25 protein-coding genes are annotated in these 23,370 nt (G+C 73.0%); 16 read left to right on the top strand and 9 right to left on the bottom strand.

The features are described from left to right. Positions 1 to 168: 168 nt before the first annotated feature. The gene (locus tag ABZ497_RS28580) at positions 169 to 297 is read right to left on the bottom strand and encodes a hypothetical protein (protein WP_359809302.1); all 129 of its coding nucleotides are present in this window, start codon (positions 295 to 297) and stop codon (positions 169 to 171) included. A 275-nt stretch (positions 298 to 572) separates the two neighbouring features. Here ABZ497_RS28580 and ABZ497_RS28585 point away from each other — a divergent pair, with 275 nt between their 5' ends. Then, entirely contained in the window at positions 573 to 1,391 is an 819-nt protein-coding gene (locus ABZ497_RS28585) for a methyltransferase (protein WP_359809304.1), read from the top strand. 21 nt (positions 1,392 to 1,412) lie between these two features. Here the strand turns inward: ABZ497_RS28585 and ABZ497_RS28590 are convergent, their stop codons facing one another. The 3 genes from ABZ497_RS28590 to ABZ497_RS28600 all read right to left on the bottom strand — a co-directional run bounded on the left by ABZ497_RS28590 (position 1,413) and on the right by ABZ497_RS28600 (position 4,211). Beyond that, entirely contained in the window at positions 1,413 to 2,942 is a 1,530-nt protein-coding gene (locus tag ABZ497_RS28590; protein ID WP_359809306.1) for an IPT/TIG domain-containing protein, read from the bottom strand. Between the two features lie 178 nt (positions 2,943 to 3,120). Further along, positions 3,121 to 3,354: a DUF397 domain-containing protein gene (locus ABZ497_RS28595; protein WP_329486737.1), complete on the bottom strand. Its 234-nt coding sequence runs from the start codon at positions 3,352 to 3,354 to the stop codon at positions 3,121 to 3,123. Further along, positions 3,351 to 4,211, bottom strand: a complete 861-nt coding sequence (locus tag ABZ497_RS28600; RefSeq protein WP_359809308.1) for a helix-turn-helix transcriptional regulator — start codon at positions 4,209 to 4,211, stop codon at positions 3,351 to 3,353. The genes ABZ497_RS28595 and ABZ497_RS28600 overlap by 4 nt, the downstream gene beginning before the upstream one ends. A 186-nt stretch (positions 4,212 to 4,397) precedes the next feature. Between ABZ497_RS28600 and ABZ497_RS28605 the strand changes: the two genes are divergently transcribed. The 3 genes from ABZ497_RS28605 to ABZ497_RS28615 all read left to right on the top strand — a co-directional run bounded on the left by ABZ497_RS28605 (position 4,398) and on the right by ABZ497_RS28615 (position 6,617). Next, positions 4,398 to 4,841: an ATP-binding protein gene (locus tag ABZ497_RS28605; RefSeq protein WP_359809310.1), complete on the top strand. Its 444-nt coding sequence runs from the start codon at positions 4,398 to 4,400 to the stop codon at positions 4,839 to 4,841. A gap of 167 nt (positions 4,842 to 5,008) precedes the next feature. Further along, complete coding sequence (locus tag ABZ497_RS28610; RefSeq protein ID WP_359809312.1) at positions 5,009 to 5,218, top strand: hypothetical protein; 210 nt, start codon at positions 5,009 to 5,011, stop codon at positions 5,216 to 5,218. A 589-nt stretch (positions 5,219 to 5,807) separates the two neighbouring features. Next, complete coding sequence (locus ABZ497_RS28615) at positions 5,808 to 6,617, top strand: alpha/beta hydrolase (protein ID WP_359809314.1); 810 nt, start codon at positions 5,808 to 5,810, stop codon at positions 6,615 to 6,617. 136 nt (positions 6,618 to 6,753) lie between these two features. Here ABZ497_RS28615 and ABZ497_RS28620 read toward each other — a convergent pair whose 3' ends face one another. Next, a complete protein-coding gene (locus tag ABZ497_RS28620) occupies positions 6,754 to 7,206 on the bottom strand; it encodes a carboxymuconolactone decarboxylase family protein (protein WP_359809316.1) in 453 nt (150 codons plus the stop codon). Positions 7,207 to 7,269: 63 nt separating this feature from the next. Continuing rightward, positions 7,270 to 7,920 carry a sigma-70 family RNA polymerase sigma factor gene (locus ABZ497_RS28625; RefSeq protein ID WP_359809318.1) on the bottom strand — a complete coding sequence of 217 codons (651 nt, stop codon included), beginning with the start codon at positions 7,918 to 7,920 and terminating at the stop codon, positions 7,270 to 7,272. Between the two features lie 77 nt (positions 7,921 to 7,997). Between ABZ497_RS28625 and ABZ497_RS28630 the strand changes: the two genes are divergently transcribed. Next, the gene (locus ABZ497_RS28630; protein ID WP_359809319.1) at positions 7,998 to 8,825 is read left to right on the top strand and encodes an alpha/beta hydrolase; all 828 of its coding nucleotides are present in this window, start codon (positions 7,998 to 8,000) and stop codon (positions 8,823 to 8,825) included. Between the two features lie 129 nt (positions 8,826 to 8,954). Here ABZ497_RS28630 and ABZ497_RS28635 read toward each other — a convergent pair whose 3' ends face one another. Then, complete coding sequence (locus ABZ497_RS28635; RefSeq protein WP_359809321.1) at positions 8,955 to 10,169, bottom strand: serine hydrolase domain-containing protein; 1,215 nt, start codon at positions 10,167 to 10,169, stop codon at positions 8,955 to 8,957. 453 nt (positions 10,170 to 10,622) lie between these two features. Beyond that, a complete protein-coding gene (locus ABZ497_RS28640) occupies positions 10,623 to 11,813 on the bottom strand; it encodes a serine hydrolase domain-containing protein (RefSeq protein ID WP_359809323.1) in 1,191 nt (396 codons plus the stop codon). A gap of 228 nt (positions 11,814 to 12,041) precedes the next feature. On the opposite strand from ABZ497_RS28640, the gene ABZ497_RS28645 reads away from it, so the two are divergent. The 5 genes from ABZ497_RS28645 to ABZ497_RS28665 all read left to right on the top strand — a co-directional run bounded on the left by ABZ497_RS28645 (position 12,042) and on the right by ABZ497_RS28665 (position 15,954). Further along, a complete protein-coding gene (locus ABZ497_RS28645) occupies positions 12,042 to 12,422 on the top strand; it encodes a helix-turn-helix domain-containing protein (protein ID WP_359809325.1) in 381 nt (126 codons plus the stop codon). A gap of 212 nt (positions 12,423 to 12,634) precedes the next feature. Then, positions 12,635 to 13,621 (top strand): aldo/keto reductase, encoded by a 987-nt coding sequence (locus ABZ497_RS28650; RefSeq protein WP_352290815.1) that lies wholly within the window; start codon positions 12,635 to 12,637, stop codon positions 13,619 to 13,621. A 189-nt stretch (positions 13,622 to 13,810) separates the two neighbouring features. Then, positions 13,811 to 14,413, top strand: a complete 603-nt coding sequence (locus ABZ497_RS28655) for a TetR/AcrR family transcriptional regulator (RefSeq protein WP_359809327.1) — start codon at positions 13,811 to 13,813, stop codon at positions 14,411 to 14,413. A gap of 131 nt (positions 14,414 to 14,544) precedes the next feature. Continuing rightward, positions 14,545 to 15,096 (top strand): DUF4188 domain-containing protein, encoded by a 552-nt coding sequence (locus ABZ497_RS28660; RefSeq protein WP_359809328.1) that lies wholly within the window; start codon positions 14,545 to 14,547, stop codon positions 15,094 to 15,096. A 105-nt stretch (positions 15,097 to 15,201) separates the two neighbouring features. Beyond that, positions 15,202 to 15,954, top strand: a complete 753-nt coding sequence (locus ABZ497_RS28665; protein WP_359809330.1) for a C39 family peptidase — start codon at positions 15,202 to 15,204, stop codon at positions 15,952 to 15,954. A gap of 114 nt (positions 15,955 to 16,068) precedes the next feature. On the opposite strand, the gene ABZ497_RS28670 is transcribed toward ABZ497_RS28665, so the two are convergent. Continuing rightward, the gene (locus ABZ497_RS28670) at positions 16,069 to 16,926 is read right to left on the bottom strand and encodes a hypothetical protein (protein WP_329486721.1); all 858 of its coding nucleotides are present in this window, start codon (positions 16,924 to 16,926) and stop codon (positions 16,069 to 16,071) included. A 371-nt stretch (positions 16,927 to 17,297) separates the two neighbouring features. Between ABZ497_RS28670 and rpe the strand changes: the two genes are divergently transcribed. The 6 genes from rpe to ABZ497_RS28700 all read left to right on the top strand — a co-directional run bounded on the left by rpe (position 17,298) and on the right by ABZ497_RS28700 (position 23,365). Beyond that, positions 17,298 to 17,981, top strand: a complete 684-nt coding sequence (gene rpe / locus ABZ497_RS28675) for a ribulose-phosphate 3-epimerase (protein ID WP_329486720.1) — start codon at positions 17,298 to 17,300, stop codon at positions 17,979 to 17,981. A gap of 121 nt (positions 17,982 to 18,102) precedes the next feature. Beyond that, positions 18,103 to 19,248, top strand: coding sequence for an alpha/beta hydrolase-fold protein (locus ABZ497_RS28680; protein WP_359809333.1), 1,146 nt, complete (start codon positions 18,103 to 18,105; stop codon positions 19,246 to 19,248). Positions 19,249 to 19,409: 161 nt separating this feature from the next. Next, positions 19,410 to 20,369, top strand: a complete 960-nt coding sequence (locus ABZ497_RS28685) for a pirin family protein (RefSeq protein ID WP_359809335.1) — start codon at positions 19,410 to 19,412, stop codon at positions 20,367 to 20,369. 90 nt (positions 20,370 to 20,459) lie between these two features. After that, positions 20,460 to 20,594 carry a hypothetical protein gene (locus tag ABZ497_RS28690; RefSeq protein ID WP_359809336.1) on the top strand — a complete coding sequence of 45 codons (135 nt, stop codon included), beginning with the start codon at positions 20,460 to 20,462 and terminating at the stop codon, positions 20,592 to 20,594. Between the two features lie 97 nt (positions 20,595 to 20,691). Further along, positions 20,692 to 21,159: a hypothetical protein gene (locus tag ABZ497_RS28695; RefSeq protein ID WP_359809337.1), complete on the top strand. Its 468-nt coding sequence runs from the start codon at positions 20,692 to 20,694 to the stop codon at positions 21,157 to 21,159. A gap of 1,198 nt (positions 21,160 to 22,357) precedes the next feature. Continuing rightward, a complete protein-coding gene (locus tag ABZ497_RS28700) occupies positions 22,358 to 23,365 on the top strand; it encodes a DNA cytosine methyltransferase (protein WP_359809338.1) in 1,008 nt (335 codons plus the stop codon). Positions 23,366 to 23,370: the final 5 nt, after the last annotated feature.

The raw sequence follows: 23,370 nt of genomic DNA on the forward strand, positions 1-23,370 counted from the left end.
GGAGGGCGGACGGCCGCCCGGGGCGGCGGCGGCCGGGCGGGGCCTGCCGGGCTGCGGAAGGTGCCGAACCACCAGCAGGGGGAGCGGTGTTCGGCGCGGTCCGGCTACGGGCCCTCGATGCCGACGACGGTGCCGAACGGGTACCTGGTCGAGGTCGTCCACGCCCCATTACACGACCGGGCCGGCGCCCCGGCGATTGCGCTCGTCATCGGCGGGGTGGAACCCGAACTCAACCCCGGCGATCTCCACCCAGGCGTAGACGGACCCGGTGTCGCTGAGTTTCGTCTTCACGGGCACGCCCAGGAACTCCCCCCACCGCGGGCCGACGCCCCGGGGTCGAGCGCGAAGGTCATCACGGTGGTGACGCTCTTGAACATTCCATGCCTCCAGCGATGTCGGCTACCACCTTGCCGGAATCGGCGGTGTCCTCCTGGGTCGCGCGTACTTCGCGCGTCGCGGCCGGCCGTAGTGGTTCCGCCGGTTCGGTCGGCGCGGCCGGAAGCCGACCGTGCCGTGCGTCCGGTCGTCGTAATCGGTTGGGGGTTGCCGGGGTCGCTGGTTAGCGTGGCGGTATGACTGAGACCCCGGGAGCCGCTGACTGGCGCGCGGTGAATCGTGCCAACTGGGACGAGCGCGTCCCGATCCACACCGCCGGGGCGTTCTACGACGTGCCCGGCTTCGTCGCCGGCCAGGACCCGCTGCGGGACTTCGAGCTCGCCGAGGTCGGCGAGGTCACCGGGAAGACGCTGGTCCACCTGCAGTGCCACATCGGCCTGGACACGCTGGCATGGGCCCGGCGGGGCGCCACGGTCACCGGGCTGGACTTCTCGGCGCCGGCCGTGGCCGAGGCCGAGGGGATCGCCAAGGAGATCGGCGCGGCCACGGCCCGCTTCGTCACCGCCGATGTGTACGACGCCGTCGAGGTGCTCGACGCCCGCACGTTCGACATCGTCTACACCGGGCTGGGCGCGCTGTGCTGGCTCCCCGACATCGACCGGTGGGCCCGGACGGCGGCCGCGCTGGTCGCTCCGGGCGGCTTCCTCTACCTGGCCGAGTTCCACCCGTTCGCCGACATCCTGGCGGAGGACGGCCGGACCGTGGAGACGGACTACTTCCGGCGCGACCCGATGGTCTGGGACGAGCCCGGCACCTATGCCGACCTGGGCGCGGCGACCACCGCCAACGTGACGATCGAGTGGCAGCACGGGATCGGCGAGGTGCTCAGCGCCCTGGTGGCGGTCGGCCTGCGGGTGGAGTTCCTGCACGAGCACGACTTCACGCTGTTCCCCCGCTTCCCCGTCCTGGAGTCGGAGGACGGCGCCTACCGCTACCCGGCCGGGCAGCCGCGTGTGCCGCTGATCTACTCGATCCGCGCGACGAAGCCGGTGTAGCGGGGCCCCGCCCCGCCGGGGTCACTTCTCGTAGACGAACTCGTTCGAGGGGCCGGCCGGGGACGAGTAACCGTTCGACAGCACGGTGACGTTGACGGTCTTGGTCTTGCCGAGGCCCACGCCGATGCCCTGCTCCGGCGCGGTGGCGACGATCGTGTCGGGCGGGCTGACCTTGACGTGCTTCGAGGCCTTGTCACCGAAGTGGACGGTCGCCGTCGAGCCGAAGTTGACGCCCGTGATGGTGACGGAGGTGCCGGACTCGCCGGTGTCCGGGCCGATGCCGGTCACCACCACGGGGGCCGGGCCGCCGTAGGCGAACTGGCCGAACGGGACCGCCGGAGAGGTGCCCAGGCCGGTGGTGACGCGGACGGGGACGACGCCGACGCCCTGGGGCGCGGGGGTGGAGATCCGGATGCCGGTGGGGAGAACGGCGATGGCCACCTGTGAGCACGGCACCGTGCCGAAGTCGACGCCGGTGTACTGGTCGAACCCGCTGCCGGTGACGCTGATGACGACCTGGGTGCCCGGTGCGCCGGTACTGGGGCTCACGCCGGTCACCACCGGACCGGCGTCCACGTCGGGCGCGTAGAGCAGCCGCAGATAGGTGGAGTTGGCGTGCTGGAAGGCCACCTGCCCCATGAAGTCCTGGACCGACTTCTTCACCACCGACGGGTCGTAGGACCCGGGCGGCCCGTACGTGCCGTTCAGCCTCATGTCGTCGCCCGGCTGGGCGTAGACGTTGGGACCGGGCAGGCCGGCGATCGCCCCGATCACGGCCTTGACGTCCTCGTTCGCCGCCGGGCCGGGCGGATCCGGGTACCACGTCCTGGCCTCGTCGAGGTTGTTCCAGGCCTGCGGGACGAGGTCGTAGGCGTTGTAGTAGCGCTCGTTCGCCTGCCACTTCAGGGAGTTGACGTAGGTCGCGAAGTCCGTACCCCCGGCGGTGGGGGCGGCGAAGGTGTAGAGCGAGAACTGGGGGGTGCCGTCGGGCCAGGTGAACGTCCGCAGGTACGGCGCGACCATGGTCGCGATGGCGCCGCCCAGGCTGTGGCCGATCACGTGGACCGTCGGGTTCGACGGGGCCTGGCGCAGGGCGGTGGTCAGGGCCTGGACGAGGGTGACACCCGCGCTGGTCATGGTGACGACCTCGGTGAACGCCTCCATCGCGCCCTTGGCGACCGAGACCGGGCCGGGCGGGGTGCCGACGGCGGTGAACGGGACGACCGTGCCGACGCCGAGGTCCTCCAGCAGGTCGGTCACGTTGGCGTCGGTGCCGCGGATCACCACGGCGAAGGTGTTGGAACCGTCGGTGTTGACGGCGAGGTACGCCATGTTGGCGTTGTCCGGACTCAACCCGACCCAGGAGAGCACCCAGGTGCCCCCGGTGGCGAGCGAGGGGTCGGCCAGCTGCAGGGTGATGCCGCGGGCCACCCGGGTGCTCTGGTCCGCGAGGGCCTCGCCCGAGGGGCGCGGGGTGGCGGCGGTCGCCGCGATCGCGGCGAGCGTCATGGCCGCCTGGGCGGCGGCGGAAGGGGGCGCTGCGGTCGCCATGCTCACTCCTGCGTGTTCGTCGGCCGGTTCACGATGGATCGTGTCCAACCTACGGACCGGAGAGCCTGCCCGGCGGGAGCACAACTGTGGGGTCACGCCATCGGGCTAGCGGAGGAGGGAGCGTTCGCCGGAGGTGCGGTGCAGGCCCTGCCCGGGCGGGCAGGGCCTGGGACCTCTGTCAGGCGGTGAAGTTGGGGGAGTGGGCTTCGATGGCCTTCACGAAGGCGCTCCACTCGGCCTGGTCGAAGGCGAGGTGGGGGCGGGTGAGGTCCTTGTCGTCGCCGAGCCAGACGTCGCCGTTGGGGAAGCGGGCGATGATCACGCAGTCGCCGTTGCCTTCCCCGGAGAACGGGGACTTGACCCAGTCAGCGGTGGCGGGATCGTGGTCATACGGACTGTGCTTCTCGCTCACGTCAGCTCTTCCAACTTGCGCTCAAGGGCGGTGATGGTGTCTTCCGGAGACAGCGCGCACCGCTCGACTCGTGCGAAGGCCCGCTCGGCTCGCCGTACGTCGCGTCCCGTTCTCCGGGGGAGCATACCGCCGATGGCTTCGACGAATACGAAGCCATTTTCGGGGTCGTCGGGGAATCGCATGAGAGTGATGCCCGAGTTCAGGATGCCCTGTCGTCCCGCGCTCAAGGGGACCATTCGCAGGGTGATGTTGGGCTGTCCGGAGACCCTGATCGCGTGCCGAATCTGTTCGACAAGTACCTTCTGGTCCCCGGCCACGAGCAGCGCGACCTCGCCGAAGTACGCCTCAAAGCTGAGCGTGGGCGCCTCACTCAGCCGTCGCTGGCGAAGGATACGGACCTCCGCTCCAGCTTCGACCAACTCCTCGTTGGGCGCGTCCGTTCCGGCGGCGATCATTTCTTTCGCGTAGCCCTCGGTCTGAACGAGTCCGGGGAACCCTGAGGGGAAGTAGTTCTGCATGTGTGAGGCGTCGGCTTCGAGAGCGAGATACTCCGCGAAGGCCGGCGTGATCGCCTCGGCGTAGTCGAGGCTTCGCCACCACTGCTTGGGCGGACCGCTCCCGAGAAGGTTCTCGAAGTAGTCCCGATCCGCACCCGTCACGCCGTAGTAGTCCATGAGCGTTGCCAGGTCGTTGGCACCGACAGGTTGGTCTGCCCGTTCCATCTTGCTGAGGCGAGCCGGACTCCAGCCGTCCAGGCCACTCGTCACATCGATGAGGGTCTTGTTGTTCTCCAGCCGCAGGGCGCGCAGCTCGTCGCCGAGCCTGATCTGCCTGATCGCGGACAGGTCCTTGCTCAAGTGGGGCCCCTCCCCTCGGGTGTGGACGACCAGTCTTGCCGGACAGAACCGTTCGACTCAAGCCGTTTCAAGATCCACCGATTTTCTAAGGCGTTCTAGTTGCTATTTCGAATCGCCAAGCTCCACACTCAACGTGACCGCACGAACACGCTCCTGACGGGGTGTTGAGATGCGAAGGGGCGAACGATGTCCACTTTGAGCAGACCTGTCCTCCAGACCTGGGAAGCAGTCCTCACCGAGCACGCCGGCTCGGTGCGGACGGCTCGCCATCAGGTCCGTCAACGACTCACCGAGTGGGGGTGGCAGGGCGAGCGCGTCGACGATCTCGTCCTGATCACCTCGGAACTGGTCACCAACGCCGTGGTGCACGCCTGCCAGGGCCACGGTGAAGTCCGGATCTACCTCCAGGAGTTCGGCGGCGATTGCCGCCTGGAGGTGTGGGACCCGCGTTACGACCTGCCGCTCCAGGAGCGGCGTCCGCGCCGCTTCAACGAGGGCGGGCGCGGGATCGAGCTGGTCCGGGAGCTGGCCTTCGACTTCGGCGTGGTCGTGCGGCGCGGTGCGGGCAAGCGCGTCTGGGTGCGCGTCCTGCTGGCGGACGCCGATCCTCCTCCCCTTCTCAGGAATTGAGCACCATGCACTGCCGAGCGAAGCACCGCCGCCGTCCCAAGCACCGCCGCCACATCCTCACCGGACGTGATCACGCCTCGCGCGAAGGTCATCCGGTCCCGCGAGCCGGCTCCGCCGATCGCCCCTCCAGCCGCCCCTCGACCGCCGAACTCGTCACCGTAGCGGTCGTGTTCGCGCTCAGCCTCGGGCTCGCCTTCCTCGCTGCGGCCCTGGTCGGACCCGGTGAGCCCGCCACCGCCCGCGTCGTCTGGTGGACGACCCTCGCCGCCGCCCTGATGCGGGGCGTCACCTGGTCGGACACCCTCCTCGACCGCCGCCACCGGGGGAGGGAGCAGCCCATGGACCCGAGGGGCTCGGGATCGTCCACCCCACCGTGACCAACGTGCCGTTCGCCTGCATGGCGGAGCGCCGGGGCCCGGTCTCCGTACATGTCCAACACGCAGCTGCCCAACCGGGACGCGACCGTCGTCGTCGCCCGTGACTCCCGAGGCTTGGTCGCCGTACTGACCGCGCCGTTTCCTCCGTGCCGGGCTCCACGCGCGACTCCAGCTCTTCGAGGCCCGTGGCCTGACCGTCGGCCCGCGCAGCTCGCGCCCGGTGAGGACGGGTTCGGGCTGATGTGGTGGTCGATGGACGACGCCCTCGCCGCAGTCGGCGAGGGGTGATTCCTCCTTCCGGGCGGCCCGCCGGCCCTGCTGCTCGCCGACCGGTGGCCGGTGGCGGTCTGAGTCCGGTCGCCCGTGCCCGTCACCCTCGGTGAGAGCTGTGGCGGTGGGCCCCGGGGAGGGGCGGTCGAGGGGCGGTCGAGGGGCGGTCGAGGGGCAGGAACAGCGCTCCGTCACCGCCTCCCGGTCGGGGCACCGGGGGCGTGAGGTTGTTCGGTGCGCTGATCCGACCGGTGCCCACACGGGTGTGTCAGGCTTGTCGGAGAGGGGCTGGAGCACGACCGCGGTCGGGAGGCTCGCGATGGCCGAGATACAGGTGAACGGGGTGGCGCTGTACTACGAGGCCCGGGGTGCCGGGCCGGGCGTGGTGCTGGTCCACGGGTCCTGGAGCGACGCCGACAGCTGGGCGCGGGTGGTGCCCGGGCTGGCCGAGCAGGCCACCGTGGTCGCCTACGACCGGCGCGGGCACAGCCGCAGCGACGACCTGCTCACCCAAGGATCGGTCCACGAGGACGCGGCCGACCTCGCCGGGCTGATCCAGGGCCTCGGTCTCGCGCCCGTCTTCGTCTGCGGGGACTCCTACGGCTCGCTGATCACGCTGCGCCTCGCCGCCGCCCGCCCGGACCTGGTGCGCGGCGTCGCCGTGCACGAGCCGCCCGGGACGTCGATGCTGCTGGCCGACCCGGACCTGCGGCCCATCGCCACCGCGTTCGCCGGCCGGATCGCCGACGTGCGGGAACTGCTGGAACAGGCGGAGTCGGCGGCCGCGGCGGAGCTGTTCGTGGAGACGCTCGCCTTCGGCCCGGGAGCGTGGGCCCAGCTGCCCGCGCCGATCCGGCACACCTACATCCGCAACGCCCCGACGTACCTGGACGAGCTGCGGGACCCGGACGCGCTGGACCTCGACCTGACCGCGCTGTCCCGTTTCACCGAGCCCGCGCTGCTCACGCAGAGCGATGACAACGCGCCGATGTACGGCGAGGTGCTGGACATGATCGATCTCGTGCTCCCGAAGGCGGAGCGGCACCTGTACGCGGGCGCCGGTCACGCTCCGCATCTGTCGCAGCCGGAGGAATGGGTGCGGGTCACCCTCCCGCGCATCCTGGGGTGAGGCGCGTCCGGGGGGCGTGCGCCCGGAGCGTGCACGCCCCGTGACGGCCGCCGGGGGTTGGTTCACCTGAGGGGAGGAAGGATGTGTGCGGCCCTACGGGAACTCCGCCCCCGTGGGTGGGCCTCGGCGGAGCGCCTCACGCGGCTCCGGGGGTCCTGCGGGTGGCGACGTTCATCCGGTTCCAGGTGTTGACCGTGAAGATCAGCGCGATGAGCTGGGCCAGCGCCTTCTCGTCGAAGTGCGCGGCCGCCTCGTCGTAGACCGCGTCGGAGACGCCCTGCGGCAGCAGCGTCACCGCCTCGGTGAGGGCGAGCGCCGCGCGCTCCTCGGCCGTGAAGAGGCTGGAGTCCTCCCAGGCGCTCAGCTGGTAGATGCGCTCCTCGCGCTCGCCCGCCCGGCGGGCGTCGCCGGTGTGGTAATCGATGCAGTAGGCACAGTGGTTGAGCTGCGAGGCGCGGATCTGCACGAGTTCGACCAGGACCGGGTCGAGGCCCTGGCGGGAGGCTGCGTCCAGCGCCAGGACGGCCTTGAAGACCTTCGGGGCGACGGCGGAGAGGTTCATGCGCTGGGGGATCTGAACGGGTGTCATGCGTACGAGCCTAGGAGCGGATGCGGCCCGCGAGATGGTGCTTTCCGCAGGGGATTCGGTGGGTCAATTCTGCGAGGAAGTCCCGGCTTCGCCGCCCCGCAGCCGGTCGCGCTGCACCCGGTGGGCGAGGGCGCGGCGCACCGAGGCGGAGGCCATGGCGGCCTTCGGTGGACCGGTCGGGGGTGCGGTACGCGCGGCGGGGACGTCCAGGGCCCGGCTGATCGCGTCGTAGGCCGCGCGGTGGCTGCCGGGCAGCCGCTCCCGGTGCACCCGCAGGTCCTCTTCGAGCAGCCGGCGCAGCTCGTCGACGCCCTGGGGGGTGAAGCGCTTGCGGCCCCGGGCGAGTGCGGTGACGTGCCGGGTGCAGTGGGCGCGGTCGTCGAGGGTCTCGGAGACCTCCTCGGCGAGGCCCCAGAGGCGCCCTTCGAGCCAGGGCGTGTCGTGCTGGTCGAGCGAGACGTCCAGCGGGGGTTGCGGCTCGCCGCTCCCGTGCCTGGCCACCTGCTTGGAGACGGCCGGCTGGCTCATCTCGGTGAGCCGGGCGATCCTGCTCTGGCTCCAGCCGAGGCCGACGAGCACCTGGATCATCTCGGTGCGCAGGGTCCGCATCTCCTCACCGGCCCGGATGACCTCGTTCATGCCGGCGATGATCCGCTCGGCCTGGTCCTCGGTCAGGGCCTCGTACGTCGGGTGGGTGTCGCGGTCGCCTGCCATGACTCGGTTATACACCTGCGGCGGCGCTGCCCATAACCGGGTTGTATAACCTGGTTATGAGTGCCATGATCCCTGCCATGCCCACCTACTCCGCACCTGACGGCACCCGACTCGCCTACCGCGTCCACGGGGACGGCGACCCGCTGCTCTGCATCCCCGGCGGACCGGCGGACTCCCGCTACCTCGGCGACCTCGGCGGCCTGTCCGCGCACCGGCGGTTGATCGTCCCGGACCTGCGCGGCACCGGCCGCTCCGCCCTCCCGGAGGATCCCGACTCCTACCGCTGCGACCGCCTGGTCGACGACGTCGAGGCCCTGCGCCGCCACCTCGGACTCGACCGGGTGGACGTGCTCGGCCACTCCGCCGGCGCGAACATCGCCACGCAGTACGCGGCCCGCCATCCGGCGAACGTCCGCAGGCTGGTGCTGGTCGGCCCCGGGACGCGGGCCGTCGGCATCGAGATCGACGGGGGGACCCGGCGCGAGGTGGCGCGGCTGCGCAGCGGCGAGCCGTGGTTCCCGGCGGCGTACGCCGCGCTGGAGGCGATCACCGAGGGGACCGGCACCGACTGGGCGGCCGTCGACCCGTTCTTCCACGGGCGGTGGGACGCGTCGGCGCGCCAGGTCCAGGAGGCCGGGCGGCCCGGCAACCCGGAGGCCGTCGAGCGGTTCGCGGCCGACGGCGCCTTCACCCCCGGGGCGACCAGGGCGGCGCTCGCCGCCCTCCCCTCGCCCGCGCTGCTGCTGACCGGGGAGTTCGACCTGAACAGCCCGCCGCGCCCGGTCGCGGAGTTCGCCGCACTGTTCCCCGACGCCGAGCCGGTCGTCCAGCCCGGGGCAGGCCACTACCCGTGGCTGGACGACGCCGACCGGTTCGTGGCGACGGTGGCCGGCTTCCTGGGGTGACGGGCCGGCGGGTTGTCCGGGCCGGGCTTTTCCCGGGGTGGCGTGGGCCGGCTTCCCCGGGGTGACGGGCCGGCGGGTTGTCCGGGCCGGGTGCGGGCCGGGTGCGGGCCGGGTGCGGGCCGGTGCGGGTCAGCGGCAGAGGGCCGTGCGCACCACGTCGTCGACGCGGGACCGGGACGGCTGGTCGGTCAGCTGGACGGTCACCGCCACGTTGGCGGCCCGGCCGTCGGTGGTGACGCCGCCCCGGGTCTCGAACCCGGGGAAGCTGCCGCCGTGACCCCAGTAGACGCCGGGGCCGCACGGCAGCGGCATGCTCACCAGGCCCAGTCCGTAACCGGCGCCGGGGCCGAAGGTCTCCTCGGCGGGAACGGTGTCCTGCATCTGGCGGAGCTGCTCGGGCAGGAGGAGGCGGCCGGGGGTCAGCAGCGCGCTGTAGAAGCGGTTGAGGTCGGAGTTGGTGGAGACCAGCTGGCCCGCCGCCCAGCCCCAGGAGGGGTCCATGTCCGTGATGTCGACCAGGGCGCCCGCCTCGTCCCGGTAGTAGCCGTGGGGGTGGGCCTCCCGGATGGTCGCGTCACCGGGGGCGGGGAAGTAGGTGTGGCGCAGACCGAGCGGCTTGATGATGCGCCGATCGATCTCCGTGGCGAGCGACCGGTGGGTGACGCTCTCGACGATCAGGCCGGCCAGCACGTAGTTGGTGTTGCTGTATGCCCAGCCCTTCCCCGGGTCGAAGTCGGCCGGGTGCCGCAGCGCGATGCCGACGAGCTCGCGGGGGTCGTAGTAGCGGACGTCGTCGTCGAGGTACTTGCTGTAGTTGGGGAGTCCGCTGGTGTGCTGGAGGAGCTGGCGGACGGTGATGCCGTTCCCGTCGATGCCCGCCCCGGCGCCCTCGCCGCGGACCAGGCCCGGCAGGTAGTCCTCGACCTTGGCGCCGAGGTCGATCCTGTGCTGGCCGACCAGCTGCAGCACGACCGCCGCCGTGAAGGCCTTGGTGTTGCTGCCGATCCGGACCTGTCCGTCGTCGGGCACCTTCGCGCCGGTCGTCACGTCGCCCACCCCCGCGGTGTAGGTGCGGGTGCGGCCGTACCGGTCGGTGACGCTCGCCAGTGCACCGGGAGTGCCGTCCGACTGCAGCAGCGCGGTCAGCCCCTGCTGGACGGCGTCCGGCCGGGACGTCCCGGAGGCCGCGGACGTCCCGGAGGTCGCGGAGGCCGCGGGCGCCGCGAGGAGCCCCATCGTCATGGCGCCCCCGGCCACGGCGGCCGCGGCCCGCAGGGCCCTGCGCCGGCCACCGCCCTGCTGCCGGTCGGAAGAACGGAACCTCTGCGATGCCTGCTCGCGCACGGGGCAACTCCTGGGTGATCGTCGGGAATCCAGCGGTAGGTGCTGGTCCCAGCATGTCCAGGGGCGACCGTCCGGGACGATCCTGCTGTCCGCCCAGGTGAGGGTGGGGCTAACCCCCCGTCATACCGGTCCGATCGGGCAGCGGTGGAGAGGGGGCGGAGGCCAGGTGCGGGGTGGCGGCGTCAGTCGGGCGTGCCGGGCGTGCCGGGCGTGGCGGGCTTACCGGGAGTGTCGGGGACGGCGAGGGCATCGGGGACGGCTCGGGTGTCGGGCGTTCCGGGGGTGGCGGCGGCGGTTCCGGTGGGGCTCGGTCTTCTGCACATGAGGGGCTCTCCACGGTTCGACGGCGTGTGCCCGGGACTCTAGTCATGGACGCGTCAGGCCGAAAGGGGGCGTACGGGCGCAGCCGCGCGGGCCCCCGTGCGCCGGGGCCCGCGCGCAAAGGTGAGGTGGTCAGTCGCCGAGGCAGTCGCGGACGGCCTCGACCAGGCGATCGGCCCGCGCGTCGCCGTGGCCGATCATGCGGTTGGCCGTGTAGGCGAAGCCGATGCCGAACTCGTCGTCACCGAAGGCGAACTGGCCGCCGGCGCCGTCGTTGCCGAAGCTGCGGGCGCCGAGCATCGGTCGGAACGACGGCGAGGGGAGCAGGACCCCCGAGCCCCAGCGGGCGCCCAGGTCGAAGCCCAGGAAGCCGGCGCCGGAGGAGAGTTCACGGATGGCGTCGGTGACGGTCGCCGGGGAGAGCAGTCGCTCGCTCCGCCCGCCCGTGGTGCGCTCGACGCCGGTGACGGCGGCCGCGTACAGGCCGGCCAGACCGGTCGCGGAGGCGACGGCGCCCGCCCCCGGCAGCTCGACGGCGTGCAGCGCCGGGTCGTTCCACCCGCGCGGCTCGTCCAGGCCGGGGAAGACGAGCGCGCCGTTCATCGTCACGATCCGGGTCAGCAGGTGCTCCGGGCCGGGCAGCGGGCGGCGGCCCTCGGCCTCCACCAGCCGCGCCAGGCGGCCGAGTTCGGACGGCGGAAGGCCGAGCCAGGCGGACAGCCCGAGCGGCTCGCCGATGGTCCGGCGGAAGAAGGCGCCCGGGGTGAGGCCGGTGATCCGCCGGACGACCTCGCCGAGCAGGAAGCCGAAGACGTGGCCGTGGTACTCGAAGGTCGAACCCGGCTCCCAGAGCGGCTGCTGCTCCTCGATGGCGCGGACGACGGGCGCCCAGGCGGCGATCTCCTCGAAGGAGAGCGCGGCGTCCAGGGCCGGGAGCCCGGCCCGGTGGCCCAGGACCATCCGGCAGGTGATCGCGTCCTTGTCGTACCGGCCCGTGCGCTTCGGATCGGCGTCCGGGCCCGCGAACTCGGGCCAGTAGCGGCTCACCGGGGCGTCGAGGTCGAGCAGGCCCTGCTGCGCGAGGAGGTGGACCGAGATCGCCACGAGGCCCTTGGCGCAGGAGAAGACCGGGACGACGGTGCCGGCCTCCCACGGCCGGCCGGTCCGCTCGTCCGCGACGCCGCCCCACAGCTCGACGACCTTGCGGCCGCCGGCGAACACCGTGACGGCGGAGCCGAGTTCGGGGAAGTCGGCGTAGTTGCGCGCGAAGGCGTCGGCGACCGCCCCGAACCCTTCGTCGGCCCACCCCTGGTGCTGCTGCATCGTCCGTCCCTCCGTGTGCGACCGCACCCGGCGGCCAAGATCATCGACCGGCCCACGGTACGGCGCGGGGCGGCCCGGCCACGAACGATTTACGGGGGGAGCGGGGGCCGGAACGGGCCTGCCCCGCCCCGCTCCCGCGCCGTCCGTGGTCACTTGTGGTTACTCAGGAACCGTAGGAGAGTGAGCGCTGACATGGAAGAACGCCCTTTCCAGTGACGGGGGAGCCTCATGGTGACCAAGCAGTTCGGTGACTCGCCCGAGGAGGCGGACCTCCGGCGGGCGGACTCCCTGGCACGGGAGATCTTCTCGGACGTCGCCAACAAGTGGGCGCTCCTGATCATCGAGGCCGTGGGTGAACGCACCCTGCGGTTCGGTGAGTTGCGTGCCGAGGTGGAGGGCATCAGCCACAAGATGCTGACCCAGAACCTGCGCATGCTGGAGCACAACGGGCTGGTGGAGCGGCGGGTGTTCCCCGTGGTGCCGCCGCGGGTCGAGTACACCCTCACCGAGCCGGGCCTGGGCCTGCGCGACACCGTCCACCGGATGTGCGACTGGACCCGCCGCAACCTCGACCACATCGAGACCGCACGCAGCCGCTTCGACGCCTGAGGTGTTGCGTCCGGCCCGTGTTGTCCGGACTGCGCTGTCCGGCCTGTGCTGTCCGGACTGTCCCGGCCGGTGCGGTGTTCGACCGGCGCCGGGCGCGGGACCCGCCGGGCGCCGGACCCGCCTGACCCGCCGGCCGCCGGACCCGCCGGACCTGCTATCCGGTCGGGGGAATGTGCTGGACAGCGGGGCCGGAGCGGCAGATGGTGGGCAGCATGGAGTTCACCCATCTCGGCCGTACCGGCCTGACCGTCTCCCGACTCTGCCTGGGCACCATGAACTTCGGCCCGCACACCACGGAGTCCGACGCCCACCAGATCATGGACACCGCCCACGAGCGGGGCATCAACTTCTTCGACACCGCCAACTCCTACGGCCGCGACGAGGAGGGCAACCAGAAGGGCCGCACCGAGGAGATCATCGGCAGATGGTTCGCCCAGGGCGGCGGCCGCCGCGAGCGGACGGTGCTCGCCACCAAGGCGTACGCGCCGATGGGCGACTGGCCGAACGAGGGCCGGCTCTCCGCGCTCGCCATCCGCCGCGCCGTCGAGGCCAGCCTGCGCCGCCTGAACACCGACCACATCGACCTGTACCAGATGCACCACATCGACCGGGACACGCCCTGGGAGGAGATCTGGCAGGCGATGGAGGTCCTGGTCGCCCAGGGCAAGATCATCTACGTCGGGTCCAGCAACTTCGCCGGCTGGCACATCGCCCAGGCCCAGGAGGCGGCCCGCTCCCGGCACTTCCTCGGCCTGGTCAGCGAGCAGTCCCTCTACAACCTGATCGACCGCACGATCGAGCTGGAGGTCGTCCCCGCCCTCCAGCACTACGGCCTCGGCCTGCTGCCGTGGTCCCCGCTGCGCAGCGGCCTGCTCGGCGGCGTGCTGCGCAAGCTGCGCGAGGGCGCCGCCGTCCGAGGCGCGATGGGCCACGCGAGCGAGGTCCTGGAGGCCAACCGCGAGCGCATCCAGGCCTATGAGGACTTCGCCGCCGAACTCGGCGCCGACCCGGCCGACCTCGCCCTCGCCTGGCTGCTCAGCCGCCCCGTGGTCACCGCGCCGATCATCGGCCCGCGCACGGCCGCCCACCTCGACGCGGCCGTCGCCGCGCTGGACCTCAAGCTCGACCAGAAGACCCTCGACCGCCTGGACGAGATCTTCCCCGGCCACCGCCCCGCCCCGGAGGACTACGCCTGGTAGGACGGGCCGGCCTCTGGCGCGGTGCCTCTCGTCCCGTCCCTCTCGTCTCATCCCGCTCGTCGCGCCCTTCGCGCCGTGCCCCGGTCCCGGGCGCGGCGCGAAGGGCTTCGGCGCGGCGCGCACGTGTGGGCCGCGGGCCTTCGGCGTACCCGCCGGTCACCCCGGTGGGCTGTGGTAACACTGGCTGACATGACGGAAAGGCCTGCCGAGCGCAGTAGTTACCACCACGGGTCCCTCCCCGCGGCGCTGGTCGCGGCGGCGCTCGCGCTGCTGGACGAGGAGGGGCAGGCGAAGGTCACCATGCGGGAGGTGGCACGGCGGGCGGGCGTGTCCCCGGGGGCGCCGTTCCGGCACTTCCCCGACCGGCAGGCGCTGCTGACCGAGCTGGCGGACCAGGTGCTGGCCGACTTCGAACGGTGGCAACTGGCCGAGATCCAGCGGAGCGAGGGCCCCGCGATGAAGGCGATGGGGCTGGGGTTCGTCCGCTACACCATCCATCACCCGCACCGGTTCGAGCTGGTCCGCTCCCGGGTGTTCACCGCCTCCCGGCAGCCGGAGCTGCGGGAGCGGCTCGCCGGGATCGACGAGGCGCTCACCGGCTTCATCGTCGCGGACCAGGAGGCGGGCCGGCTGCGCCCCGGGGACCCGGCCCTGGTGGGCCTGGCCGGGCAGGCGCTGGTCTACGGGCTCGCGCAGATGATCCTGGACGGGTACCTGCCGCCGGAGAAGGCGGAGGAGCTGGCGGTGCGGGTGCTGGACACCTTCGGCCAGGGGATCGCCGGCCGGAGCTGACTGAGCGTCAGTCCCGATCGTCAATCACCTTTTCCGGTAGCGGATTTGATGGAACGCGGAGCCTTGACCGGACTCCCGCCCGCTGATGTAATCACCGCTTACATAGGTGGAGCAGAGAGCTGGGGGCACACATGTTCGCCAAACCGACTCCGGGATACACCACCGCGGCCGTCACCGGGGACACCGTGGTGCTGCTGATCGGGATGCGCATCAACCGCTTCTGGGCCGTCCACCACTGGATGCCGGTGATGGCGGCGATGTTCCGCATGCTCCACGACCTGGCCAAGGAGCCGGAACGCGGCCTGCGCGGCCGCATCCTCCTGACCGCCTCGCCCCGGACGTACTACATCGTCCAGTACTGGGAGTCCAAGGAGAAGCTGTACGCCTACGCGTCCGCGCCGGACGCCTTCCACCACAAGGTGTGGGGGATGGTGAACCGCAAGATACGCGCCGGGAAGGTCCGCGGGCACGTGGGGCTCTGGCACGAGACGTACATGGTGCCGGAGGGGTCGTACGAGGCGATCTACTTCGACATGCCGCCGTTCGGGCTGGCCGGGGCGCACGGGTCGCTGCCGCTGGAGAGCCGGGGGCGCCGGGCGTCGGACCGGCTCGCCTACCGCTCGGCGGCGGGCGGCCGGAAGGCGCCGGGGGAGACCTCCGGGGGCGGGACGGCGCCGCAGTAGTAGGCCGGGCGACCCCCGGGGGGTTCGGCGGGCCGCCCGGGCCCCGGCCTGAGCGAGTGTGTGTCGCGGGCCCGTGGCGGCCGGGCGGCGTGAGAGCGTCGGGGGATGGTGGAGAGCGGTGGCCGGGCGGCCGTGGTGCACGAGGTGCCGTACTACGCGCAGTGGGAATCCCCGGAGCTGGTACAGGAGATCATCGACGGATCGGTGGGCGCGGCGGACGACCCGCGCTGGGGGCAGTCGGGGGCGCAGACGCCGGAGGACTACGCGTACTGGTCCTGGCGGCTCTGCGGAGTGGCGTGCCTGCGGATGGCGCTCGACCGCTGGTGGGGTGTGGCGCCGCCGCAGGTCCCGCTGGCCGCGGAGTGCCTGGCGGCCGGTGCGTACGAGCAAGACGGCGAGCGGCTGCACGGGCTGATCCACACGCCGTTCGCCGCGTATGTCCGGGAACGCTGGGGACTGGCCGCGCAGGCGCGGGAGCTGACGGCCGACGAGGTGGCGGCGGAGGTGACCGCCGGGCGCCTGGTGATGCTGTCCGTGCACCCCACGATCCGCGAACCCGAGGGGCCCGAGCCGCACCGGCGCGGCGGGCACCTGGTGCTGGCGGTGGGCGTCACCGGCACGGCGCTGGTGATCCACAACCCGTCCGGGTTCGCGGGGGAGTCGCAGGCCTACGCGCACGTGCCCTGGCGGCTGTTCGACCGGTTCTACGCGGGGCGCGGGATCGTGCTCGGCCCGCCGGCGCACGGCCGGTCGGCCGAGGCGGGAGAGCGGGAGGCGGCGGAGACGGCGGACGCGGCGGGGGCGGCGGACGCGGCGGGGGCGGCGGGTGCGGCGGGGGCGGCGAACGCGGGGAGTTGAGCGGCGGCCGGATCGGGCGGCTGGGGGGAACCGGCCATCAGCCCGGCCGCCCGGCACCGGCGGTCGAAGTGGCCGGTGCCGGGCGTCCGGTGTCGATGGATCAGGTCCTCGGTGTCAGGCCGTGGTGGCCGGCAGGCCGATCGGGTTGATCGGGGGCAGCGCACTGCGACAGAGCGCCGAGATCGGCGTGAGCGCGGCGGCGAGCCGGTCGAGTTCGGTGCGCGGATGGCTCTCCCACACCCGGGCGGCGGCCAGGTCGGTGGCGGCCTCCAGGGACTGGTGACGGATCCGGCCGCACTCGGTGATCGTGCCGCGCTCCGTCAGCCAACCGCGTTCCACCAGACGGGCGGTGGCGGCCGCCCACTCCTCGTCGGTCCAGCCGCGCATCGGCTGCAGCACCTCGCGGCGGACGTCCAGCGCGCAGCGCACCACCAGCGCCTCGCAACCGTCCAGCCCGGCGGAGACCAGCGCCGCGACATGGCCGTCGCCGCGGTGCTCGCGCATCACGGTGGCGGCCTGCCAGAGCCGTCCGTACAGGCCGGCCGGGCGGGGGACGGCGGCGTTGGCGGCGGCCAGCACCCGGCCCGCGCAGTCCAGCCGGTCGACGGCCCGCTCCAGCAGGTCGGCCACCCGTTCGACCTGTTCCGGCTCCACGTGCTCCAGCAGCCGGGCGAGCGCCGCCGAGGCGCCCGCGACCCGGGCCGCCAGGGCGCTGTCCGGATCCGCCCGCTTCCAGACGTCCGGCAGGGCGCGTTCCACCATCGAGGGCGCGAAGTTGAAGAACGCGGCGACCACCGGCGGTGCGTCGACCGCGCCCAGCGGCGCCGCCCGCCCGGCGAAGTAGCCGCGCCAGCCACCGCGCAGTCCGGCCTCCTCGAACGCCGCGCGGCCCTCGGGGGAGAAGTAGGTGACGGCGTGCACCGGCTCGAAGAGCCACCACAGGGCCCGGGCGGGATGGACCAGATCGGCCAACGGAGGACCTTCCTCGGAGTGAGCACGAAGAGTGCGTGAGGGGGTGGGAGGGGGTAATTCTGCGGCTGCGTGAGGGAGCAGGGAGGGGGGTGGCTCCGCGGAGCGGGCAGGGGCCCGCGGGGGGAGTTCCGGTGCGGGCTCCGCGGAGGGTGTGTGGCGGAAAAGGGGCGGGAACGAGGGCGGCCGGAGGTGCGAACGACGGGTTTCACAGGGCTGATGACCACGGCGGCGCTCGCGTTAACCCCCGAGCGGGTGTGATGCGGGTCACGGGGAGGGTTCGCCGTTCAGTTCCCGCCCGCTCCCCGCGAGATGATGGGGCGAGGTGGCCGTTTCGGGCGCCGGGAACCCTCGTAGGAAGCGAAGCATCGGAAATGGCGCAGATCAACCCCAGCATCCTGTCCGCGGACTTCGCCAGGCTCGCCGACGAGGCCGAGGCCGTCAGGGGTTCGGACTGGCTGCACGTCGACGTGATGGACAACCACTTCGTGCCCAACCTGACCCTGGGCGTCCCGGTGGTCGAGGCCCTCGCCCGGGCCACCGGCACGCCGCTCGACTGCCACCTGATGATCGAGGAGCCGGACCGCTGGGCCCCGCAGTACGTCGAGGCCGGCGCCGGCTCCGTCACCTTCCACGTCGAGGCCGCGGCCGCGCCCGTCCGGCTCGCCCGGGAGATCCGGGCCAAGGGCGCCCGCGCGTCCATGGCGCTGCGGCCCGCCACGCCGATCGAGCCGTACGAGGACCTGCTGCCCGAACTGGACATGCTGCTGATCATGACGGTCGAGCCGGGCTTCGGCGGCCAGGCGTTCCTGGACATCATGCTGCCGAAGATCCGCCGCACCCGGCAGCTGATCGACAAGCACGGCCTGGAGCTGTGGCTGCAGGTGGACGGCGGGGTCTCCGCGAGCACCATCGAGCGCTGCGCCGAGGCCGGCGCGGACGTCTTCGTGGCCGGCTCGGCGGTGTACGGCGCGGAGGACCCGGCCGAGGCCGTCGCCAAGCTGCGCGCGCTCGCGGACGCGGCGACCGCGGACTCCTGGTGGGCCTGCAAGCACTGAGTCGTCGGGGACACCGCCCCCGGGCCGCGGTGACGAGTTGTTGATCAGCTGTGACGGACACGGTGCGGCCCGCGGGCCGGGCCCGACGTACAGTGCCGGCTGACTGTCGGAGGGGAGAACCGTGGACCTGGACCAGCAGGGGAGTGGACACGCCGGAGCGGTGGGTGTCGGAGCGGTGGGTGTCGGGGTGGCGGGCGGCGTTCCGGTGCCGCCGCCCCCCGTCGCCCCGCCGCCGCCCGTGATGGCGCCGCCGCCCGCCGTGCCGCCCGTGATCGGCGTGACCGGCCCGGCCCGCACGGGCTTGTTCGGCCCGGGGGCGTTCGGCCCCGGCACGCTCGGGCGGCGCCGGCTGCTCAGGGCGGGCCTCGGCCTCGGCGGCCTCGCCGTCGTCGGCACCGGTACCGCGGTGGCCCTGTCCGGCGGTTCGGACGGCCCGGGCAGCCGGTCCGGCGGCTCCGGTGGCCCGGGCGTGCCCTCCGCCGCCGGTACGACCCCCGCCACGGCGCCCACCGGTACGGCGGCACCGTCCGGCGCCACGGCCGTCGTCCCCTCGCTCCGCAGCGAGGAGCAGCACTCGGCGGCCCGGAACGGCGCCGCGGTGAAGATGATCACGATCGTCCCGGAGGGCATCGCCCGCCCGGCCGACCTGCCGGTCTGCGTCGCCCTGCACGGGCGCGGCGCCACCGCCCAGGCGTGGACCGACCTCGGACTGCCGCAGATCCTGGTGGCCGCCATCGCGGCGGGCGTCCCCCCGTTCGCGGTGGTCGCCGTCGACGGCGGCGACGCCACCTACTGGCGGCGCACACCGTCCGGCGACGACCCGCAGAAGATGCTGCTGGAGGAGCTGCCGGGCTGGCTCGCCAAGCAGGGGCTGCGCGCGCCCGACGCGGCGATGGGCATATCCATGGGCGGCTTCGGCTCGCTCCGCTACGCCCGCAACCGGGGCGCCGGCTTCGGCCCGGTCGCGGTGCTCAGTCCGGCGCTGTTCCGCAGCTGGGGCGACGCCAAGGCGGTGGGCGTCTTCAAGGACGAGGCCGACTGGCGCGAGAACGAGCCGCTGCTCCACCAGGACCAGCCGCACGGCCGCCCGATCGGCGTCTGGTGCGGCACCGAGGACCCGTTCTGCGACGCGGCCCGCAAACTGGCCGGCGACACCGTCCAGGCCCGCTTCACCCCCGGGGTCCACGACGCGGCGTACTGGCGCAAGGTCCTGCCGGACGCGGTCGCCTTCCTCGGCCGCGCGCTGGCGGGCCGCGGCGCCGGCTGACGGGGCGGGGCGGGGGGCCGGCTGATCGGCTCACCGGGGGCCGGCCGTCCGGAGTGGGTGGAGCGCCGCCCCCGCATGGTGGATGATCATTGTCGACGCCCCTCCGGCCCGGACCGCACGGCCCCGGCCGGCCCCGACCCGTACGGTGGTGGATCCGCGACATGAGCAACCTCGACCAGAAGCCCGCTCCGACCCCCTGCGGCGGCGAGTCCGGCGCCGGACCGGTCCGCGAACTGCTGACCGGACGCCAGGTCCCGCTGGGTGAGAGCACCGTCGTGCGCCGCCTGCTGCCCAACCTCGGCCGCCGGATGGTCGGCGCCTGGTGCTTCGTCGACCACTACGGCCCGGACGACATCGCCGACGAGCCCGGCATGCAGGTCCCGCCGCACCCGCACATGGGCCTGCAGACGGTCAGCTGGCTCCACCAGGGCGAGGTCCTGCACCGCGACAGCCTCGGCAGCCTGCAGACCGTCCGCCCCTACGAGCTGGGCCTGATGACCTCCGGCCGTGCGATCTCCCACTCCGAGGAGTCCCCGCGCGCGCACGCCCGCTTCCTGGAGGGCGCCCAGCTCTGGGTCGCCCTCCCGGACGCCCACCGGCACACCGCCCCCGCCTTCGAGCACCACGCCGACCTGCCCGTCGTCACCGCCCCCGGCCTGCGCGGCACCGTCATCCTGGGCAGCCTCGACACCGCGACCTCCCCCGGCACCGCCTACACCCCCCTGGTCGGCGCCGACCTCGCCCTGACCGAGGGCGCCGACCTCAAGCTCCCCCTGGAGCCCGGCTTCGAGTACGCCGTGCTCGCCATGTCCGGCAGCGTCGACGTCGACGGCGTCCGCGTCGAACCGGGCTCCATGCTCTACCTCGGCACCGACCGCCGCGAACTCCCCCTCCTGGCCCGCACCGACGCCGCCGTCCTCCTCCTCGGCGGCGAGCCGTTCGAGGAGAAGCTGGTCATGTGGTGGAACTTCATCGGCCGATCCGGTGAGGAGATCCTCCAGGCGCGCAACGACTGGGAGAAGAGCTCGCGGTTCGGCGAGGTCCACGGCTACGAGGGCGCCCGCCTGCGCGCGCCCTCGCTTCCCGACATCCCCCTGAAGGCTCGGGGTCGAGTGCGCTGACCTGCGGAAATAGAGGCCATTGACCTCGTCCCGGCTGGATTACATGCTGCTCGGCGCCGCCGAGTGAGCACCGGCCGCACGAAAGAGCCGGTGGAGCGGCTGGGAATCCCCCTGCCCGGCCGCTCCGCCACCACCCTGGCTGCGGCGGTCACGGTGCCCGATGGCCGGCCACCGGACGCGGTCGCCGTGCTCTGGCCCGCGCTCGGCGTCAAAGCCGCCCACTAGGGGGCGTTCGGCGCCGGGCTGGCCCGCGCCGGGCCACAGCCTCGGCGGACAGCTCTCGCTGCTGCACGCGGCCGCCCACCCCGGCGAGGTCGACGGCGTGGTGCTGGTCGCGGCTGGCTCCGTCGACCAACGCGACTTCCCCGGCCTGGCCGGCCCGCGCGTGCTCGCCGCCACCCACCTCACGGCGGCCGTGGCCGGCGCGGTCGGCTACTGGCCCGGCGACCGGCTGCGCCTCGCCGGCCGCCAGTCCGCCATCCTGATGCGCGACTGGGCCCGGATCTGCCGCACCAGGCGGTTCGAGCCCGCCGGCGCCGACCGGGACTACGAGGCGCTGCTCGCCGCCGCCGGGCCCGTGCTGGCCGTGTCAGTGGCCGGCGACCGGCTGGCGCCCGTCCCGGCCGTCGACCTGCTCTGCGCCAACGTCCCGGCCGCTCCGCTCACCCGGCGCCACCACGGCCCCGACGCCACCCGGACGCCGGACCAGCCGCTGGACCACTTCCGCTGGGTCCGCGACTCCGGCGCGATCGCGGACCGGATCCGCGCCTGGTCCGACACCCACCACTGAGACCGCGGGCCCGCCCGCCCCCGCTCCCTGCCGCCCGCTCCCCGCTCCTTACCCCCTGCTCCCCCCCGAGAGGAAACGCATGCGCGCAACGGCCATCTGGCGCCGGCCGAAAGCCTGGCTGACCGCCATCGTCGGCGCCCTGCTCGCCGTCATCTGCCCGTCCACCTACCTCGGGTAGAGCATCGACCCGCAGGGCCGGCTGCACGACCTGCCGGTCGGCATCGTCAACGCCGACACCGGCGCCACCACCGCGAGCGGCGAACGGGTCGAACTCGGCCGGACCATCTTGGACGGCGTCCTCCAGCAGGGCACCACCCAGCACCGGATCGCCTGGCAGGACCTCGGCCCCGGCGCTGCGCCTGCTGCTCGCCGACCCCGTCCAGGTCACCACTGTCCCCGGCCACCGTCCCGGCGAAGTCCGGCGGCGGCACCCTGCCCCTGTACTGCGCGATCATGCTGCTGCTGGCCGGACTGCTCCCTGCCATCATGGTCACCACCGGCCTGGACGTCGCCTTCGGCTACCTCCCGATGGAACTCGGCCCGAAGCGTGTGCTCCAGCTGGCCGCACCGATCTCCCGCACCCAGACCCTGCTCGCCAAGGCCGGCATCCGCGCCGGAGCCGTCGTGCTCAGCGGCACCGCGGTCCTCGCCACCGTCGCCACCCTGACCCTCTGCCTGGTCGCGGCGCTCGGTACCCCGGGCCAGCTGCTGGCCCTGCTGCTGGTCACCCCCTGTTCGGCGCCCCCGCCCGCCACGTCGTCGACGGCGTCCGGGCCGTGCTCCTCTTCGACGCCCGCGCCACCGCCCGCCTCTCCTCCGCCTGGCTCACCCTCGGCTGCTACCTCCTCCTCGCCCTCACCATCGGCTTCGCCGCTACCCGCCACTACGACCACTGCGGCCACACCCGCACCACCCACCCCCTCGACCCCACTCCCACCCGGGTCCCCGTTCCGCAGGCCGGCTGTGGATCGATCCGGCGTCCGGTCCGGTCGACGATCGGGGACGATCGCCCCGGACCGGACCTGGCCGGATCGTCGAAGCAAAGATGTTCGAATGCGGCGCAACCGGTGTTGCCGGCGGTTTCCGGGAGTGCGTCGTGTGCGTCACAACCGTCGACTGCTGCCGATGGGAGATGCGATCATCGACGCTCGGGGGGCCCGCTCGGGTCACTCTCTCCCGACGAGCATGAACGGTGATCATGGAGGAACCCCACCCCGAACGCCTCAGCTGCCTCGCCGTGTGCGCCGGTGCAGGGGGCCTCGCGCTCGGCCTTGAGCAGGCGGGCTTCGACCCCGTTCTGCTCCTGGACAACCGACCCGTGGCCTGCGAGACCCTACGGCTGAACCGTCCCGACTGGAAGGTCCTCGAAACCGACCTGCTGGACTTCGACCCGTTGGACCATCAGATGGTCTACGACGTTGACCTGCTGGCCGCCGGCCTGCCCCGGGTGAAGGCGAGCGCCGCGGTGAAACGAGAGGACAGCACCGAGGAGCTCCGGCTCCTCGAAGCGACGATCATGCTCATGCACGCCGTACGGCCGCGGGCCCTGCTCATCGAAAACCTTCCCGAGCTGGCCACCAAGCCCGCGTTTGACCCCATCCGCACCACCGTCGCGGCCGAGCTGGAGCACCTCGGATACCGGCACCGGTGGTTCGTCCTCAACGCGATGCACCACGGCGTCCCGCAGGACCGTAAGCAAGGGATCCTGGTGGCGCTGAAGGGGGACGCCATGGACGGCTTCGTCGAGCCGGCGCCCGAAACTGCGCCGCCGATCACCGTGGGGGAGGCGCTGGGCACCTCCATGGCCGCACGTGGCTGGCCCCACGCGACCGCCTGGGCCGCGCAGGCCGACCGGGTCGCCCCGACGTTGGTCGGGGGCTCCTGGAAGCGTGGTGGGGCGGATCTGGGGTTGACCGGGTCGAAGCGGGCCTGGGCTCGGATGCGCGTGAACGGCGGTACCGTCGCCGACGAGGTCCCCGGAGCCGACTTCCCCTGGGACGCCTCACTCGGAGTCAAGGAGATGACGCCGCTGACCGTCGAGCAAACGGCGCGGCTCCAGGGCTTTCCGGCGGACTGGGCCTTCGCCGGCGGCAAGACCGCCCGCTACCGCCAAGTGGGCCAGGCTTCGCCGCCCCCGGTGAGCCGGGCCCTCGGGCTTGCGATCCGGACGGCGCTCGGGCGCCCGACGGATCCGAAGCACCGGTGAGCCGG

Origin of the sequence: Kitasatospora sp. NPDC005751, assembly GCF_040630835.1 — a bacterium.
GTDB lineage: Bacteria > Actinomycetota > Actinomycetes > Streptomycetales > Streptomycetaceae > Kitasatospora.